At 48.3% G+C, this 16,932-nt stretch carries 17 protein-coding genes and 1 riboswitch; of the genes, 14 read left to right on the plus strand and 3 right to left on the minus strand.

What is annotated here, in order from left to right; translation table 11 throughout:
- Window positions 1–65: 65 nt before the first annotated feature.
- The 6 genes from WFI24_RS06480 to WFI24_RS06505 all read left to right on the plus strand — a co-directional run bounded on the left by WFI24_RS06480 (window position 66) and on the right by WFI24_RS06505 (window position 4,556).
- The gene (locus WFI24_RS06480; RefSeq protein ID WP_336759567.1) at window positions 66–872 is read left to right on the plus strand and encodes an MBL fold metallo-hydrolase; all 807 of its coding nucleotides are present in this window, start codon (window positions 66–68) and stop codon (window positions 870–872) included.
- A gap of 118 nt (window positions 873–990) precedes the next feature.
- A complete protein-coding gene (locus tag WFI24_RS06485; protein WP_336759568.1) occupies window positions 991–1,863 on the plus strand; it encodes an RNA polymerase sigma factor in 873 nt (290 codons plus the stop codon).
- 18 nt (window positions 1,864–1,881) lie between these two features.
- Window positions 1,882–2,463, plus strand: a complete 582-nt coding sequence (clpP, locus tag WFI24_RS06490; protein ID WP_336759569.1) for an ATP-dependent Clp endopeptidase proteolytic subunit ClpP — start codon at window positions 1,882–1,884, stop codon at window positions 2,461–2,463.
- Window positions 2,464–2,690: 227 nt separating this feature from the next.
- On the plus strand, window positions 2,691–3,065 hold the full coding sequence (locus tag WFI24_RS06495; protein ID WP_036610760.1) for a GntR family transcriptional regulator: 375 nt from the start codon (window positions 2,691–2,693) through the stop codon (window positions 3,063–3,065).
- Between the two features lie 5 nt (window positions 3,066–3,070).
- Window positions 3,071–3,937, plus strand: a complete 867-nt coding sequence (locus WFI24_RS06500; protein ID WP_336759570.1) for an ABC transporter ATP-binding protein — start codon at window positions 3,071–3,073, stop codon at window positions 3,935–3,937.
- On the plus strand, window positions 3,930–4,556 hold the full coding sequence (locus WFI24_RS06505) for an ABC-2 transporter permease (RefSeq protein ID WP_336759571.1): 627 nt from the start codon (window positions 3,930–3,932) through the stop codon (window positions 4,554–4,556). Before WFI24_RS06500 ends, WFI24_RS06505 begins: the two co-directional genes overlap by 8 nt.
- A 140-nt stretch (window positions 4,557–4,696) precedes the next feature.
- Here WFI24_RS06505 and WFI24_RS06510 read toward each other — a convergent pair whose 3' ends face one another.
- Window positions 4,697–6,118: an aminotransferase-like domain-containing protein gene (locus tag WFI24_RS06510; RefSeq protein ID WP_336759572.1), complete on the minus strand. Its 1,422-nt coding sequence runs from the start codon at window positions 6,116–6,118 to the stop codon at window positions 4,697–4,699.
- A gap of 120 nt (window positions 6,119–6,238) precedes the next feature.
- Here WFI24_RS06510 and WFI24_RS06515 point away from each other — a divergent pair, with 120 nt between their 5' ends.
- Entirely contained in the window at window positions 6,239–7,177 is a 939-nt protein-coding gene (locus WFI24_RS06515; protein WP_336759573.1) for a DMT family transporter, read from the plus strand.
- A 220-nt stretch (window positions 7,178–7,397) separates the two neighbouring features.
- On the opposite strand, the gene WFI24_RS06520 is transcribed toward WFI24_RS06515, so the two are convergent.
- Entirely contained in the window at window positions 7,398–8,201 is an 804-nt protein-coding gene (locus WFI24_RS06520; protein ID WP_145320352.1) for a Cof-type HAD-IIB family hydrolase, read from the minus strand.
- A 281-nt stretch (window positions 8,202–8,482) separates the two neighbouring features.
- Window positions 8,483–9,487, minus strand: coding sequence for a lipoate--protein ligase (locus tag WFI24_RS06525; RefSeq protein WP_062833160.1), 1,005 nt, complete (start codon window positions 9,485–9,487; stop codon window positions 8,483–8,485).
- A 219-nt stretch (window positions 9,488–9,706) separates the two neighbouring features.
- Here WFI24_RS06525 and cobD point away from each other — a divergent pair, with 219 nt between their 5' ends.
- The 7 genes from cobD to WFI24_RS06560 all read left to right on the plus strand — a co-directional run bounded on the left by cobD (window position 9,707) and on the right by WFI24_RS06560 (window position 16,912).
- Complete coding sequence (gene cobD, locus WFI24_RS06530) at window positions 9,707–10,861, plus strand: threonine-phosphate decarboxylase CobD (protein WP_336759574.1); 1,155 nt, start codon at window positions 9,707–9,709, stop codon at window positions 10,859–10,861.
- Window positions 10,842–11,660: an adenosylcobinamide amidohydrolase gene (locus WFI24_RS06535; RefSeq protein ID WP_336759575.1), complete on the plus strand. Its 819-nt coding sequence runs from the start codon at window positions 10,842–10,844 to the stop codon at window positions 11,658–11,660. The genes cobD and WFI24_RS06535 overlap by 20 nt, the downstream gene beginning before the upstream one ends.
- Before the next feature lie 47 nt (window positions 11,661–11,707).
- On the plus strand, window positions 11,708–12,688 hold the full coding sequence (gene cbiB, locus WFI24_RS06540; protein WP_336759643.1) for an adenosylcobinamide-phosphate synthase CbiB: 981 nt from the start codon (window positions 11,708–11,710) through the stop codon (window positions 12,686–12,688).
- Complete coding sequence (locus tag WFI24_RS06545; RefSeq protein ID WP_336759576.1) at window positions 12,679–13,341, plus strand: histidine phosphatase family protein; 663 nt, start codon at window positions 12,679–12,681, stop codon at window positions 13,339–13,341. Before cbiB ends, WFI24_RS06545 begins: the two co-directional genes overlap by 10 nt.
- A gap of 139 nt (window positions 13,342–13,480) precedes the next feature.
- Window positions 13,481–13,627, plus strand: a riboswitch (cobalamin riboswitch).
- Window positions 13,628–14,070: 443 nt separating this feature from the next.
- Window positions 14,071–15,069, plus strand: a complete 999-nt coding sequence (locus WFI24_RS06550) for an ABC transporter substrate-binding protein (protein WP_336759577.1) — start codon at window positions 14,071–14,073, stop codon at window positions 15,067–15,069.
- Entirely contained in the window at window positions 15,066–16,112 is a 1,047-nt protein-coding gene (locus tag WFI24_RS06555; RefSeq protein ID WP_336759578.1) for a FecCD family ABC transporter permease, read from the plus strand. Before WFI24_RS06550 ends, WFI24_RS06555 begins: the two co-directional genes overlap by 4 nt.
- The gene (locus WFI24_RS06560) at window positions 16,109–16,912 is read left to right on the plus strand and encodes an ABC transporter ATP-binding protein (protein ID WP_336759579.1); all 804 of its coding nucleotides are present in this window, start codon (window positions 16,109–16,111) and stop codon (window positions 16,910–16,912) included. The genes WFI24_RS06555 and WFI24_RS06560 overlap by 4 nt, the downstream gene beginning before the upstream one ends.
- Window positions 16,913–16,932: the final 20 nt, after the last annotated feature.

Genomic DNA, 16,932 nt, shown 5'->3' on the forward strand with positions numbered 1-16,932 from the left:
TTTTTTTGCAAAAACAGGGGTGGACGATTACAATTTACATATCATTAATTCAGGGGGAATGCGGATTGAATCAGCTAACATTTCTGGGCACTGGCGATGCGATGGGCGTTCCACGTGTGTATTGTGATTGTGACGTATGTACAGAGGCGAGGCTTACGGGAGAGAATAGACGGAAACGCTCTTCTGTTCTGATTGACGGTGATGGCGATGGTGCTAGCGAAGGATTCATGATTGACTGCGGACCAGACTGGAGATCACAGATGGAGGATCAGGGATTGCGTATGGTGCATACGCTACTTGTCACTCATGCGCATTTTGACCATATTGGAGGATTGCCGGAATGGGCGGATGCGTGTCGCTGGCTGGGTGTGAAGGGGCGTTTATATGCACCACGTGAAGTAATTGTTACGATTCAGGGACAGTTTCCCTGGTTGGGGCGTCATATGGACTTTTTGGAAACGGATGATGATATTCAGCTTGGAGGATGGAAGGTGCATTCATGGAAGGTCTGCCACGGTAAAAACGGTTATTCCTATGCGTATCGACTCGAACGGGAAGGGTATAGCTGGGCGTATTGTTCGGATGCCATCGATCTGAAGGAGGCAGAGAAAGAGCCACTATATGGACTGGATCTGCTGGTGCTCGGAACGAGCTTTGTGCATGAACTTGCGGAATTCTCGACACGTTCCGTGTACGATATGCGCGAGGCGCAGGAGCTGCTGCGGGAACTGAAGCCAGGTCATACCTATTTTACACATATGTCTCATGACGTCGATGTACGGCAGAATTATAATCTGGATCAAGGCATTACGATTGCCCTTACCGGGATGAAGGTAGCGCTTGGAACTGTATATCTGGACGCGGAGGCGTAACTCAGCTTAACGAGCGTAACAAAAATAAATTGAGAAGAGCGTATCCTTTACAAGGGGTTCTTCGTTTACATAGTGTAAGTCAAAATCAATCAGGAACCAGCAAAGGGGGGCCCCCAAGATGGCCTTTGTGAAGTCCGTGGATTGCAGAATCAACAGACCACATGATGATGGTAAACAAGATAAATTCGATATTGAATTCAATGGCAACGACAGAAAAAATCAATTGAATCAAAGCATCCATACCGTACTACCCGATCTGATGGGTTCGTTGTATGCGTATTGTTTATCTCTGACAAAATCAGTTCCAGACACGGAGGATCTGGTTCAGGAGACCTGTCTCAAAGTATTGTCGTCGAGTGTAGTTGGAACTTCCGGGATGAATAAAGATATAAACTGGGAAGCTTATCTGATCCGTATTGCGCGCAATAGCTGGATCGATATCTTACGCCAGCGTGAAAGAATGGCCTATAAACTGGACAGCTTGAAGCCACTCCTGCACGAAATAGAGGAAGAAAGGCAATTCGAGGAATTGGAATCTGCCGTTCAACTCCTTATAGATAAGCTACCACCGTGGCAGCGAGCGATATATGTATTACGTGAATTAATGGGTTATAAGGCGGCAGAGACTGCGGACATGTTGGATACGACAGAGGGCGCAGTGAAAGCAGCGTTAAGTCGGGCCCGCTCTGCCATAACCGAAGTGAGGCACAGGTTGGAACAATCGGACACTGAATTACAGTATGAAGAAGGCGCAGTGGAGGACAATCGGGAGGAACTGCGCAGCTATCTGCTGGCATTTCGTAATGGAGATACAGCCCGAATTATTGATCTGTGCCTGAACCGGACCGATGATCCGATGGCTGTGGCGGGGACGATTTTGCAGCAGACTTTGCCGTCTCCATCCATGCAGCCAATGATGTACGGGTACTCTACTTCTGGCATGAACTCGATGTCATATGGAGGTGGGTACACGGTCAACATGGTTGCCTAAATCGAGGAGGCGACATACATGAATGTAGTGCCATATGTAGTGGAACAGACAGCTCGCGGAGAACGGAGCTATGATATTTATTCACGTTTGCTCAAAGACCGGATCATTATGGTGTCCGGGGAGATCGAGGATCAGATGGCGAATGCCATTGTGGCCCAGTTGTTATTTTTGACTGCGGAGGACCCAGAGAAGGATATCCAGATGTACATTAACAGTCCTGGTGGATCTGTAACTGCGGGATTCTCGATCTATGACACGATGCAATTCGTGAAGCCGGATATCTCCACGATCTGTACAGGGATGGCGGCGAGCTTTGGCACGATCTTGCTGGTGGGTGGAACAAAAGGCAAGCGTATGGCGCTGCCGAACAGTGAGATCATGATCCATCAGCCGCATGGCGGTACACGAGGGCAGGCGTCGGATATGCTGATTCATGCTAACCGCATCATTCAACACCGTCAACGTCTTAACAAGCTGTTAGCGGACCATACAGGGCAGACGATTGAGCGGATTGAGAAGGACTCGGATCGAGACTATTTCCTGACCGCTGCTGAAGCAGTCGAATATGGATTGGTGGATAAGGTAATATCCAGCACATAAAATAGGCCCGGAAGGTCATGTGACCTTTCGGGCTTGATTAATCAAGAGGACGAACAGGAAACTGACGTCCTCTTTTTGCCGTCCAGATTAGCTAACCCGTGTCTATGGATCGAATCAGAATGAGAATAATGTGAAATAAGGATTGACCATCGGTAGGTATAGTGTATATATTATATATATACACTATACCTACCGAAAATTATTTAACATCAATGGGGTGAGGAAAGATTAACATTTTAATATCGAACGCTTCGAGCGATCCGATCTATATGCAGATTTTAACTCAGATCAGACAGAGCATCTTGAGCGGAGAATTGGTTGCTGGAGATAGTCTCCCCTCCATTCGGCAGCTCGCCAAGGATCTGCAAGTCAGTGTCATTACAACTAAACGTGTCTATGAAGAGCTGGAGAAGGAGAAGCTGATCGATTCAGTTGTAGGCAAAGGGAGCTTTGTATCCGGGGCCAATCAGGACTTTATTCGAGAGCGGCGGATGAAACAATTGGAAGAGAAGATGCTCGAAGTGATTCGTGAGAGCAGAGAACTGGGCATGAGTTCACAGGATGTAATCCATCATCTTACATTGTTGGTTGAGGAGGAATAAGCATAATGAACGCGATCGAATTACGTAATGTAACCAAAACGTATCCCTTATTTAAAGTAGATAATGTATCTCTGGATGTGAAAAAAGGGTATATCACGGGACTTATTGGTCCGAATGGGGCGGGAAAGAGTACTTTGATCAAAATGATCACGGGTCTGATCCATCCCGATAAGGGGAGCCTCAAGACATTGGGCAGCCAGATGCCCAATCAGGAAGTTGATATCAAGCAACGCCTTGGCATTGTGTCCGATGAATGTTTTTACTATGAGCATCTAACGATCCGTGAGATGACACAAATGATCGCTCCTTTTTACACCAAATGGGACAATAAAGCGTTCAATGACTACTTGGATCAGTTCGAACTGTCTCCCAAAAAGAAAATCCAGGATCTGTCCAAAGGCATGAAAATCAAGTATTCTCTCGCCGTAGCTTTGTCGCATGAAGCGGATCTGCTGATTATGGATGAACCGACATCTGGACTTGATCCTGTGTTTAGGCGGGAACTGCTCGATCTGCTTGCAGATATGATACAGGACGAAACAAGGAGCATTATTTTCTCGACGCATATTACGACGGATCTGGAACGGATTGCAGACTATATTACGTTTATTCATCAAGGGAAACTGGTGTTCAACGAGGCAAAAGATGATGTGCTGGAAAGGTATACGATTGTAAAAGGGGATATGGGTCTTCTTGATTCCGACATTCGGAAACATTTCATCGGAATACGCGAGACAGCCGTTGGTTTTGAAGCCTTGTCGGATCATAAGGCAGAGGCCGAACAGTTATTTGGCAGGCTTGCTCTTATACAAAGACCTACGTTGGAAGACCTCATTTATTTTACGGCGAAGGGAGGACGCAAATATGCTTAACCTACTTCGTAAAGACTTCATTGTACTGAAAAGTTCACTATGGATTATTGCATTATACCTGGTGGTATTCAGTCTCGCATTCATACCGAAGAGTGAACTGTCAATGTATTTTGTGGGCATCTATACTGCATTTGGTTCCATTATTATGGCAACCATGATTGATATCAAGAACCATAATCATAATTTTCTGGTCACGCTCCCCGTTAGCCGCAAACAGATTGTAAAAGCAAAGTACCTGTCTGCCATAGTCTATGCGCTATTCGGGGTGCTCGCGTCGTACGGAATTCACCAGCTTGTGAACCTGAATTATCCTGAACTGAACAAGCCGAATTATTCACTTAGGGATATTGTCATTTCCATAGGCATGGTGCTTGCGTTGGTTTCCATATACATGCCTCTTTTCTACGGACTTAGCAAAAAAGGTGCTGGCATCATCAATGCGATATTCATGGTCTGCATGATTATTTTGGCGCAACCCGTTGCGTACCTCATGAATATGGCCAACGAGAACGGCATAATTACCACGACGACAATGACATTGGTTTCCGTAGGCATTATAGGTTTGTTTTTTGTGTCCTATCTCATTACCATTCGCTTGTTTGCAAGAAAAGACCTTTGAGCACAGAGCGGGTTGCAGGTAAAGAGTAAGAACACCAAAAGTAAAGTCGCCACAAGGCGACTTTTTTTGATGTAGCAGGGTGAGAGGACAATTGCACTTGATATTCTTCGGAGTGACGTCAGTTCCAGGGAATCCAAACGTTACATTTCTTTCGCAAGCGTAATGAGCCTGCTCATCCCTTCCCGGATCTGCTGCTCATGCGCATAAGAGAAGGACAAACGCAGCTTGCGGCTAGCAGAATCATCCGAAGAATCGAATACAGTTCCGGGTACAAAGGCAACGGATTGCTCCATGCATCGGTGAAGCAGTCTTCCGGTATCCACGCCCTCAGGAAGCTCCGCCCAAAAGTTGAGTCCGCCCTCAGGCCGGGTCCACGTCCAGTCCGTTTCCGTCAGACACTGTTCCATTACTTCCATACGTAGCTGGATGGCGGTCCGCAGCTTGGATAGATGCTGATGCATGCGTTCTGACTGAAAATAACGGAGAAAAAGCTTCTGGTTCAGAAGGGGCGATCCGTTATCTGTCAGTGATTTTACAGCCTGTAGTCCTGGCATGAATCGCTGGCGGCATATGATGGCTGCAATCCTTAGCCCGGGTGCAACATACTTGCTGTAACTGCGAATGTACAAGGTGTGTCCAGTGGTGTCGTAGGTGAAAATGGGTGCAGGAGGTTTCTCCTTAAAATAGATATCATAGGTACTATCGTCTTCAAGCAGAAAACAACCATACTGTTCTGCAAGTTCCGGTAACTGCTTGCGCTGTTCTACTGGAACGTTAACGCCGGTTGGATTATGAAAAGTTGGCGTCGTGTAGAATAAGCGTGGTTTCTCCGATTTCATCAGATGCTCAATCTGCTCCAGATCATAACCTTCCGAGTGAATATCCGTAAAGATCAGACGAGCACCCTGCTTGCGGAAAATCTCCATTGCCGGTCCATAAGTAGGCCGTTCCATCAACACCCGATCTCCGGGTTTGACCAGCGTCCGCGAGATGATATCGATCGCTTGCTGGGCACCTGATGTAATTAACACCTCGTCTGCGGAGAGATAGAAGCGTTCTTTTTTCGTTAGATGGATTGCCAGCGCACTTCGCAATTCCAGATCTCCCTGAATCGTGGAATACGTTCCGAGCAAACGGGGATATTGATCCAGCAGATCACGCATCAGTTCTCCCCAATACCGGTTGGGCAGCAGAGAGGGATCAATTAACGATTTGGAAAATTGGTATTCTGCTTCTAGAGACTGTACCCGCGCTAGTGAATCCCAATGCAGCCAAGCAGACACAGCAGGATCATCCGCCTGATCCGTTACAGAGAATGGGGTCGCTGGACTAACATAATAGCCAGACTTATCCTTTACATACACATTTCCACGTTCCTTTAACTCCTGATAGGCTTTGAAAACGGTCAAGCGATGTACGCCGAGTAGCTCGGACAGGCTTCGTACAGATGGCAGTTTTTCATGTTCAGCCCACTCTCCCGCTTCTATACGCACGACGAGATAATGGATTACTTGCTCATATAGTTTCAGGCTGTTATCTGTCATCATCATGGTTTTGCCCACCCGGCTCACGCTCCTTTTGAATTCTATTGTAACAGTAAACGGAAAATATCTGTTCTGTTTTGTTCATTCTGTTCTGTAGACAGTGCTATATGATGGAGAACAGATGAAGGAGGGGCTAGCATGGTTGGGATCGCATTTACCGTAATGTGTCTTATTTTTGGAACAACGTTTCTGGCAATCAAAATTGGAGTGGAAGCAGGCATGCCGCCTTTTCTGTCCGCTGGACTCCGTTTTATCATTGCAGGGGCTTTGATGTTTACATGGATGTGGATGAAGGGAAAGGTCAATATTTCCCTGCTATGGCGTAAAGAAATGCTCATTACAGGTGCAGGACTGACGTTTGGTACATTTGCGACCTTATATTGGGCTGAACAATATGTGAGTTCGGGCGTTGGTGCGATTTTGTCAGCCACAGGTCCACTTATGATTATGCTGATGCAGACAGCTTTGTTGCGACAAAAAACATCTGCACGCATGATTATGGGATGTCTGATCGGCTTTGCTGGAGTGGTGCTTGTCGTTCTGCCGGGTGTGTCCATTGGTGGAAGTCCACTATGGCTATGGGGCTGTATTGCCGTTCTGGTGGGAGAAGTGTGTTATTCAGCAGGCGCACTATACTCCAAGAAGGTTATCAATCAGTTCAAAGAAGCAAACCCCGTAGCGATTAACGCAGTACAGATGATGTATGGAGGACTATTGTTAACCTTGCTCTCAGCGGTGACAGAATCCTGGAATATATCCGCTCTGGATTGGGTACCTGCTGTCTCATCCGTGATTTATTTGACGGTAGTTGGTTCAATGGTAGGTCACAGCCTGTTCTACTGGATCATGTCTCGCACGAATCCGCTGTTCCCGGCGACCTGGCTGTACATTTCCCCGCCGATTGCGGTTGGTCTGGGTGCTGTTGTCTATAATGAACATGTCAGCGGGATTACATGGATCGGTGTGGCACTGGTCGTTACAGGTTTGCTGGCGATGAACGAAAAAGTGATGGGGTGGATAAAACGAGGTGGGCGCACAAATCCACTGGTTCAGACTTCCAAAACTGTGGTGAAATAATTTGCGATTGCGGCTATTAGGGACGAAATGGTGAATTCGATGAAAAGTATGGGGATAAGAGTAAATAAGTCTTACTTATTTCAGATTCGTAATTAAGTGACAATAAGATTGGTTTGAAAATAAGAACAGCCCTGCACAAGGAGTTATCGTTGTGCAGGGCTGTTTGTTTTTTGTGTTTTAATCAAAACACATTTTGTGCAAAAAGTGCTTCGCTTGAACCTTACTCTGCGTTCAATACAAACTTCTCGATAACCTCTTTTACGCCATCTTCGTTATTGCTCGCCGTAATGTAATCAGCCAGCTCTTTAAGAGCAGGGATTGCATTGCCCATCGCTACACCAAGTCCTGCAACTTCCAGCATCTCATGGTCATTCCAAGAGTCGCCAATGGCAATGCACTCGCTCAATTGGTGACCAAAATGGTCTGCGAGGAATGTAAGGGCGTGGCCTTTAGTTCCTTCATTGTGCATGATCTCCAGGAAGTAAGGTTTGGACTTCGTGATATGCACTTGTGGACCAAGCAATTCACGCAGGTCAACGGCAACCTTATCCAAGTAGTCCGGCTCATCGATGATGAGCAGTTTCGGTGTTTGTTGTTCAATTACTTTGATGAAATCAGATTCGATGTAATATTGTGTGCCGTTCAATTTGGCATAATCACGCAGTTTGTCGTTTTCTTCACGAGCATACAGTTTGTCATCGATATACGTTTGAAGGTGGAGATTATTCTCCAAGCAATAGTCGTACAGTTTGCGGGAAGCCTCCTGTGGAACGTAACGCTCATAGAGTACTTTTTCGTCCAGCAAGTTTTTCACCAAAGCACCTTGATACGTAATGATCGGTACGTTAAGACCAGTTTGACGAGCAAGCGCTTGTGCAGAAGCATAAGCACGTCCAGTCGCCAGCGTTACAGTTACACCATGGGCAACGGCTTGTTCCAATGCAGTCTGCGTAGCAGGGGTTACTTCCTTATTGTCGTTGATCAGAGTGTCATCAATATCGATTGCAATTAATTTGTAGGTCATATAAGTTTCTCTCCTTTTTATCTGTATCTATACTAACGAACGAAAAAATAAGTTTTACACGAGGCCACTCCGAATACAGATTCATCTTTCGATCGCTGTTATCCCCGGATTTTTTTGATTCCATTCCCCCAAGGGGGAAATCCGTTGATAAGCGTATGCTTCCGATGTAGCTTTTTTTCAAAAAGCTTTAAGCGAACGCTTCGCTTCTCCCGATGAATTCTGTCTTCTCCGTTAACGTGTAAAGTTAGACTTCATTCTAAAACTATGCTTACATCTAAAACCTACTCCTCCAGGAAAACAAGGCCGATAAAGTCTTCCAGCTCCAGGTTGCCGAAGTAGTGTTTTACATCCAGGCCCTCAAGTGCAGTCCGAACCTCGGATTCCTCATAACGCTTGCCGCGCAGCATATCTTCGATATCCGCCACATCGCCTACGCCGAAGAAGTCGCCGAAGATTTTGATATCTTCAATTCGTCCATCCTTGATGTTCATGCGCAGGTCAATAATGCCGACAGGGAATTTGCGGGTATGCTTCACATTGCTTTCTGGAGATAGACCATAGTTCCAGTCCCAGTTGCTATAACGCTCGGCAGAGATTTCCTTGATTTTGTCCCAGTCTTTCTCTGTGAGTGTATATTGCGGGACATCCTGTGGCTCCATCCGGAAAATGTGACGCAACAGCTCATCGCGGAATTGCTCAATCGTCAGGTTACTATCGATCAGGTCACGAATATTGGCGACCCGGCTGCGCACGGATTTGGTACTTTTGGATTTGAATTTCTCGGGATTCACGTTCAGGGATGCCTGTACATGATCCAGATTCAGGTTGAACATCAATGTGCCGTGACTGAACATGCGTCCGCGGGTGGAGAATTGGGCATTGCCCGAAATTTTCTTTTCTCCCACTTGCAGATCGTTACGCCCGGTTAGTTCGGCATTAACCCCAAGTTCCTGCAAGGCTTCAACCACAGGCTGGGTGAACTTGCGGAAGTTGTGGAAGGATTGACCGTCATCGGCTGTAATAAAACTGAAATTCAGGTTGCCGAGATCGTGATATACCGCTCCGCCTCCCGAGAGACGACGGACAACCTGCACACCGTTATCCTGAACATATTCGATATTGATCTCTTCAATGGTATTCTGGTGCTTTCCGATAATAATGGACGGGCGATTGATGTAGAACAGCAGGTAGCTGTCATCCTCCATCGGCAGATGCTTCAGAATATACTCCTCAATCGCGAGGTTTACAGACGGATCTGTAATGCCCTGGTTATCAACAAACAGCATGGTCATTCCTCCATTAATATATGTGAGGGATTGAGATCCCTTATGTAGTGATGCTGTACAGACTGAAATTCCTTCTCTATTGTAAACGAATTGTGGATGGGACACAAAGGAATTAGGACAAGTTTGCCGGGATTGGAAGGAACACACCTAAAACGGGATTGACCCGTACCTCCCACGCCATCCATAATAAAAAGGACATGTAGAAAGGGTGACGGAAGAATGACCGGATATATCGAAGTTTTCGGACATGGCGGAGACGTGGAGACGGCCGCATCCCGGTTTGGGGGGAGCGCTGCAGATTTTCTTGATTTTAGCGCAAATATCAATCCATTGGGCCCACCAATGGAAGTCTTGGAGGCTTTGGAGCAAGGATTGCAGTCGGTTCTTCGTTATCCTGATCCGGGTCATCGTGAGTTCAAATCATTACTGAGTAAACGTTTAGGTGTGCCACAGAGCCATATTTCGGTGGGCAATGGCGCTGCCGAAAGCATGGCGCTGATCTTGCTCGGACTTGCTCCGCAGAAGGTCGGCACAGTAGAACCCGGATTTTCGGAATATCGTTCTTTAGCGCGACAATTCGGTGCGGAAGTCCAGCATGTGGAGGGACGAGAAGAGCTGGAGTGGCGTGCTGAACCTGAGGACATTGAACGACTAATGGAACAGGTAGACCTGCTGTTCCTCGGTCAGCCGAACAATCCGAATGGCGTACAGTATCCGGTGGAGGTATTACATCGTCTTGCCCGCAAAGCAGAGAAAACAGGTACTGTCCTGGTCATCGATGAGGCGTTTATGGATTTCATACCTGAATCAAGGCGACAATCCCTTGCACCCAGATTGGACGAATATCCACAGGTGATCATCATCCGATCGATGACGAAGTTTTATGCCATTCCGGGTCTGCGTCTGGGGTACGCCTTGGGGCGTCCAGAATGGATTCGTGCCATGACGGAGAAACAAGTGACCTGGAGTGTGAATGGATTGGCGTTGATTGCAGGTGAAGCCTGTCTGCGCAGCGGAGAACGGTTCGAACAGGACACGCTGGCACAGATCGCACGGGAACGCGTGCGTTTAACGAAAGGCTTGGATTCGTATGGTTGTGTGGTAACGCCGGGAGAAGCCAATTTTATTCTGATCCAACTGCCTGAGCCCTGGACAGCGGCATCCATGCAGGCGGCTTTGGGTAAGCGTGGGATTCTGATCCGTAGCTGTGCCATGTATCCAGGACTTGGTGAGCGACATGTTCGCTTGGCAGTAAAGGACGCAGAGGCCAACGAGCGCTTACTCGAAGTGTTAGGAAGTATAATGGAGCAGCCACACCACAAGCGATATATGATCGGAGCAGGGGGAACGTGCGATGACACTGGCGTTTTATAATTACTACAAGAATGCACAGGCGGACGAGAACGAATATCGTTCCTTTTCGTGGCCCGGACTGAAGATTACTGCACACGATCAACATATCAGAGCTGCAAGTCCTTCTGTTGCAAGTGCGCTTTCCAGTGCGGTGTATGGCGGCGGGATGCTCGAACTGGATCGGATATTTAACATCTATGTGGATCGGCATTATCGCTGTGATGATCCTCCTCGCGATATCGAACGTTCTCTGAATGAATGGCAGGAGCAGCTTGATCAATGTGCGGGACTGTTGACTGCGGTTAGACTGGAGCATACCTCCATTCAGGAATACGCCAGTGAGGAATTCGGAATTCTGTGTTGTACAACAGCCGGGGTGTCCAATGCTGCGCGGGCAGGTTCCGTAAGAACCGTATTTGATACGGAGGGAAACGAGACTGTTGCTGTAAGACCTTTAAAATCAACAACCCAATCTCAAATCATGAAACCTTACGTCCCGGGCACGATTAACGTCATGTTATGGTTGAACGGACGCATGACATCTGGAGCCATGGTGAATGCCGTCCAGACTGCGGTGGAAGCCAAAGCGGCGGCGCTGGCTGATTTCGGTGTTGCGGACTCGGAGAACGGGCTGCTGGCCACTGGGACGACAACGGATGCTATTGTACTTGCGGTGAGTCAGGTGGACGAGCACAAGCCGCTAATTGCTTACGCAGGAACGGCGACGGTTGTTGGTGCGGCCATTGGCAGGTTGGTCTATGACACGATCACGGAAAGCCTGCAAGCCGGACAGCAGTGGAAAGAAAGGAACAGAGTGTAATGACATTTCAGATTGAACAACTGGTCTCCTGGCCGTTCTGGACGGGAATGGCGGGTGCCTGGATTATGATAGGGGCATACATACTTGATCGATGCATCGGTGATCCACGCTGGATTCCACATCCGGTGATCGGCATGGGGAAAGCGATCTCTGCGCTAGAGCGTAGCATTCGTTCCCGTGTGAGCACGGATTCCGGGCTGAAGAGAACTGGTCTATTATTTCCACTGCTGATTGCGGGTGGGGCGTTTATAATCACTTGGGCATTCGTATATGTGCTGGGTCTCATTCATCCTGTCGTAGCGGTAGTGGCTGAAATCGTGCTTATTGCGACTACGATTGCTTCTAAAGGCTTGAAGGATGCAGGCATGGAGGTGTATCGCCATCTGATTCAGAAGGATTGGCCTGCTGCAAGACGTTCACTTGGTATGATTGTTGGACGTGACACAGCTCATCTGGATGAACCGGAGGTCGTGCGAGGAACGGTGGAGACGGTAGCCGAGAATATTGTGGACGCCATCGTGTCCCCTTTGTTCTATGCGTTAATTGGTGGCGCGCCACTTGCGATGGCCTATCGTGCCGTGAATACATTGGATTCCATGGTTGGTTATAAAAATGAGAAGTATCTACATCTCGGCTGGGCTTCCGCCCGTCTGGATGATTGGGCAAACTGGATTCCCGCACGGCTCACCGCCATCCTGCTGATCGTGGGTGCATGGGTCATGAAACTGGATGCCAAAGGCGCAGCACATATGGTGACCCGGGATGCCAGATTGCATCCAAGTCCGAATAGTGGTTTTCCCGAATCGGCGGTGGCCGGAGCACTGGGGATCAGACTCGGGGGACACAACGTGTATCATGGCGTAGCTTCTTTTCGTGCCTATATGGGTGAGGCAACACGTCCTATGGCAGCAGAGGATATTGTGCGAACGACACGTCTCATGTTCTGGTCGGCGGGTTCCTTTGTAGTTCTGTGTACATTGGTGACGCTGGGAATATGGCTTGCTGGAGGTACTTTGTTATGGAAGTAACTGTAGAGCAGAATGGATCACAGCAGCGAAAAAATATTCTGTTTATACGTCATGGCACAACCGCGTGGAATATGGAAAAAAAATATCTGGGGCATACCGATATCGCTTTGCTGCCTGATGCAGAAAGAGAACTGGCTTCGCTACGCGAGCAATTAAGCAACGTCTCATGGGATACGGTATATTGCAGTGATCTGCTCCGTTGTCAGCAGACGCTTGCACAGATCAGGCCTTGTCCATTGGAGCAGGTCAAGCTGGACCCGCGCCTGCGAGAGGTTGATTTTGGTCAATGGGAAGGATTGACGTACGATCAACTCAAGGACAACCCACAGTACCGGGATTGGATCGATGCTCCACAGGACGTCACCCCGCCCGAAGGGGAGTCATGGCAGGCATTTACTGCGCGCATCGATTCATTTCTGCAGGAGTGCATATGGTCGTATTCTCCGTCCATGCTCTCTCTTGAGGGTGAAGTGCCCACCATTATTGTTGTAACCCACGGTGGTGTAATCCGGTATGCATTATCTCGTCTCATTGCCGATCTGGGATTCTGGGATACGCAGGTGATTCCGGGGCAAGCGATACAGGTACGGCTGGAACAACATGGAGATCAGTGGGTTGGCACGAGGGTGGCTTTTCCGGGAATCGGGTTGTAAGGATGTGCAATATAACCTATAATCACAACAGAAGTGTGACAGCACTGTAGTTTCGTGTGACAGGCAATAATGCCTGCATATGAATGCAGATTGCTCACTTGAATGGTTAAACCATATCAGCGACCAAGGGTCCCGCGTGCGTGCAGTAATGGTTCATGGCTCAATATAGTCATGGATGGCATACGGGTGAAATAGGGAAGCCGGTGCAAGTCCGGCACGGTCCCGCCACTGTAAATCAGGAACAATTCCTGTAAGTCAGGTTACCTGCCCTGGACGTTCAAACCGGTGTTCCTTCGAGGAAAGGACAGCGTTTCGGGCAGTTCTATGTGCATGCACAACAATACGTTGGACATGTACAGATCGCCATATGCGAGACGTCATCCCTAATCCTAGACGTAAGGATTGGGGATTTTTTATTGTTCATGTAAGATGAACCGAACTTTTACACGTTAACGAAGAGTGCAGAACCGATCTGAAGAAACGAAGTGTCCGCTTAAAGCTTTCTACAAGAAAGCTATATCGGAAGCATACGCTTATCACCGGATTTTCCCTTTCGAAAAGGGAATCAAAAAATCTGGGGATAACAGCGATCGGAAGATGGTACTGCAATCGGAGTGGCCTTGTGTAAAATTGATGGGTTTAACTTGTAGAGGAACACCAAGGCAAGGGTAGTAAAAGTTTAGCACGATGCAAGAAAATAGCACAAATAGAGAAGGGGAGAATAACAGAATGAATTTCAAGAATTGGAAAAGCGTAGCGTCACTGCTGAGTGCAGCGGCACTCGCACTGGCTTTGGCCGGATGTGGCAATGCAACAACGAACGAGGGCACAGGTACCTCACAGCAGCCAGCACAGGAGCAGTCCCAAGGACAGGCGCAGACAGATCTCAAAACACAATATCCACTTACAATTACCGATGCAACAGGTGAGTCGTTCACATTTGACAAGGCACCAGCCAAAATTGTATCCGTGTCTCCAGCTGAGACCGAAACGTTATTCGCACTTGGATTGGACGAGCAGATTGTAGGGGTATCCGACTATGATGATTACCCTGAAGCTGCAACGACCAAAGCGAAGATGGGTGGCATATCCAAACCCAACGAAGAGTCTATCATTGCGGCTGAAGCTGATATCGTATTCACAGGTATCTCGATGAGCGAAGATGCAGTGAAGAAACTGCGTGATCTGGGCATTACCATTTTCAAAACCGATCCAAAATCCATCGATGATGTAATGAACAATATCGAAACATTCGGTAAAATCACGGATCATCAAGAAAAAGCTCAAGAGATCATCACACAGATGAAACAGGATGTAACAGATGTAACTGAAGCCGTGAGTGCAGTTAAGCCGGAAGAGAAGAAAAATGTATATGTTGAATTCTCCCCAGGTTGGTCGGTAGGTAAAGGTGAGTTTATGGACGAACTGATCACGGTAGCCGGAGGAACCAATATTGCTTCGGACAAAGAAGGCTGGTACCAGATCAACGAAGAAAATGTGATTGCCTCGAACCCGGATGTGATTCTGTATGCAAATGATGTCATTGATGAAAACTCCAAAACGCTGGATCAGATCATTAAAGCTCGCAGTGGCTGGGATCAAATCACGGCTGTGAAGAACGATGCAGTCATTGGCCTTGATGCCAATCTGCTCAGTCGTCCAGGACCTCGTGTAACCGAAGGACTGAAAGAAGTAGCCAAAGCGATCTATCCTGACCTGTTCCAATGAGTAAAAAACTGGCCGTGTACGCATCGGCAGGAATCGCGCTGCTTGTGTTAACCGTGCTCATCTGCACGGGTATCGGTTCGGTTTCCTTGCCTATTCGTGACATTGCAGGTATTCTGCTTCATCACTTGCCATGGGTGGGAGACTGGATCACACCCGACTGGAGTGCAGCAGCCGAACAGATTATATGGAAAGTCAGATTCCCGCGTGTACTGCTTGCCGTGCTCGTGGGCGCATCGCTGGCGATTGCCGGTGCGGGATTCCAGGGGGTTCTTCGGAACCCGCTGGCAGACCCGTTCACCCTGGGCGTATCATCCGGTGCTTCGGTGGGTGCAGCCTTTCTGATATTCTTCGGATTGCAGTATGCACTGATCGGAATCTGGACGTTGCCACTGGTAGCGTTTTTGACGGGTGTATTAACATTATGGTTCGTCATGTCCCTGGCTCGTGAAGGACGCAAAATACCAACGCATAGCCTGATTCTGGCTGGTGTAGTGATGCAAAGTTTCTTGGGAGCGGTGGTATCCTTCCTGTCGACGATGTCGAAACAGACCATTAATGAAATTATATACTGGACGATGGGAAGTCTGGCTCTGCGTGGGTGGTCGTATACGGCCATCCTTTTCCCGTATTTTCTGCTAGGGCTGATCTTTCTCTGGAGCCGGGCACGTTCCTTGAATGTTCTGGCGCTCGGCGAACGTCAAGCTGCGCATATCGGGGTTGGCGTCGATCGGCTGAAGCTGTCCGTGCTTGCTGTGGGAACACTGCTTACCGCAGGAGCGGTCTCCGTATCCGGCGTTATTGGCTTCGTAGGACTGGTAATCCCGCATATTCTTCGACTGCTTGTGGGACCTGACTATCGATTGCTGGTCCCACTGTCTGCTATTGGCGGCGCCATCTTCATGGTCTGGGCAGACACAATTGCTCGATCTTTACTGGCACCGACCGAAATTCCGCTCGGTGTGGTGACGGCATTTGTAGGTGCACCATTCTTCGCTTATCTGCTACACCGGAATAAGAAACTGCGGAAGGGGATGATGCCATGAGTGCTGGTTTGGGCGAAGCTCTGATCGCGGTTAGTGAGGCAGGTAAATTGTATGGCAGTCATCAAGCCCTGGACGCGGTAGACTGGCAGGTTACGGAGGGGGACTGGTGGGGTGTCGTCGGTCCAAACGGCAGTGGCAAGTCTACCCTGCTCCAGCTCCTTGCCGGTACGGAACAGTCAAGCGCAGGCAGTATACATATTGATGGCCGGGATATTGCCTCTTACAGTCGGAAAGATCTGTCACGCATGATCGCTGTGTTACAACAGGATGGTTTGCCTGCAATTTCCTATCCTGTGAGGGATGTTGTGGAGATGGGGCGTTATCCATACCAGAATTGGCTTGGGCGAGAATCAGCAGATGGAGCGGCTGTGGTTGACCGGGTACTGGAGGAGCTGGGACTGACGGATATGGCTGAAAGGCCATTGGATGCACTTAGTGGAGGACAGCGTCAGCGGGTGGCACTTGCCAAGGTCATGGCTCAAGAGCCCAGGTTATTATTGCTGGATGAACCCACTACGTTTCTGGATATCAAATATCAATTGCAATTTATGGAGTTATTATCGACGTGGCGGCAAAAGAACCGAATTACGATTGTGGCTGTGCTGCATGATCTGAATCTGGCTGCGCAGTTCTGCGATCACATTCTGGCGCTGCGAGAAGGCAAAGTGGTGGGGAATGGAACGCCCCACACCTTGATGACCGAGGAGATTATTCAGGACATCTTTCGCGTGAAACCTGCGATGGTGATTCATCCTGATAATGGAATACCTCAGCTCTTGCTGCGGCGGGAGAAGGAATGAATGAAGCGGGGCAACCCATA

This window comes from Paenibacillus sp. USHLN196 (genome assembly GCF_037144955.1).
Lineage (GTDB): Bacteria > Bacillota > Bacilli > Paenibacillales > Paenibacillaceae > Paenibacillus > Paenibacillus xylanexedens_C.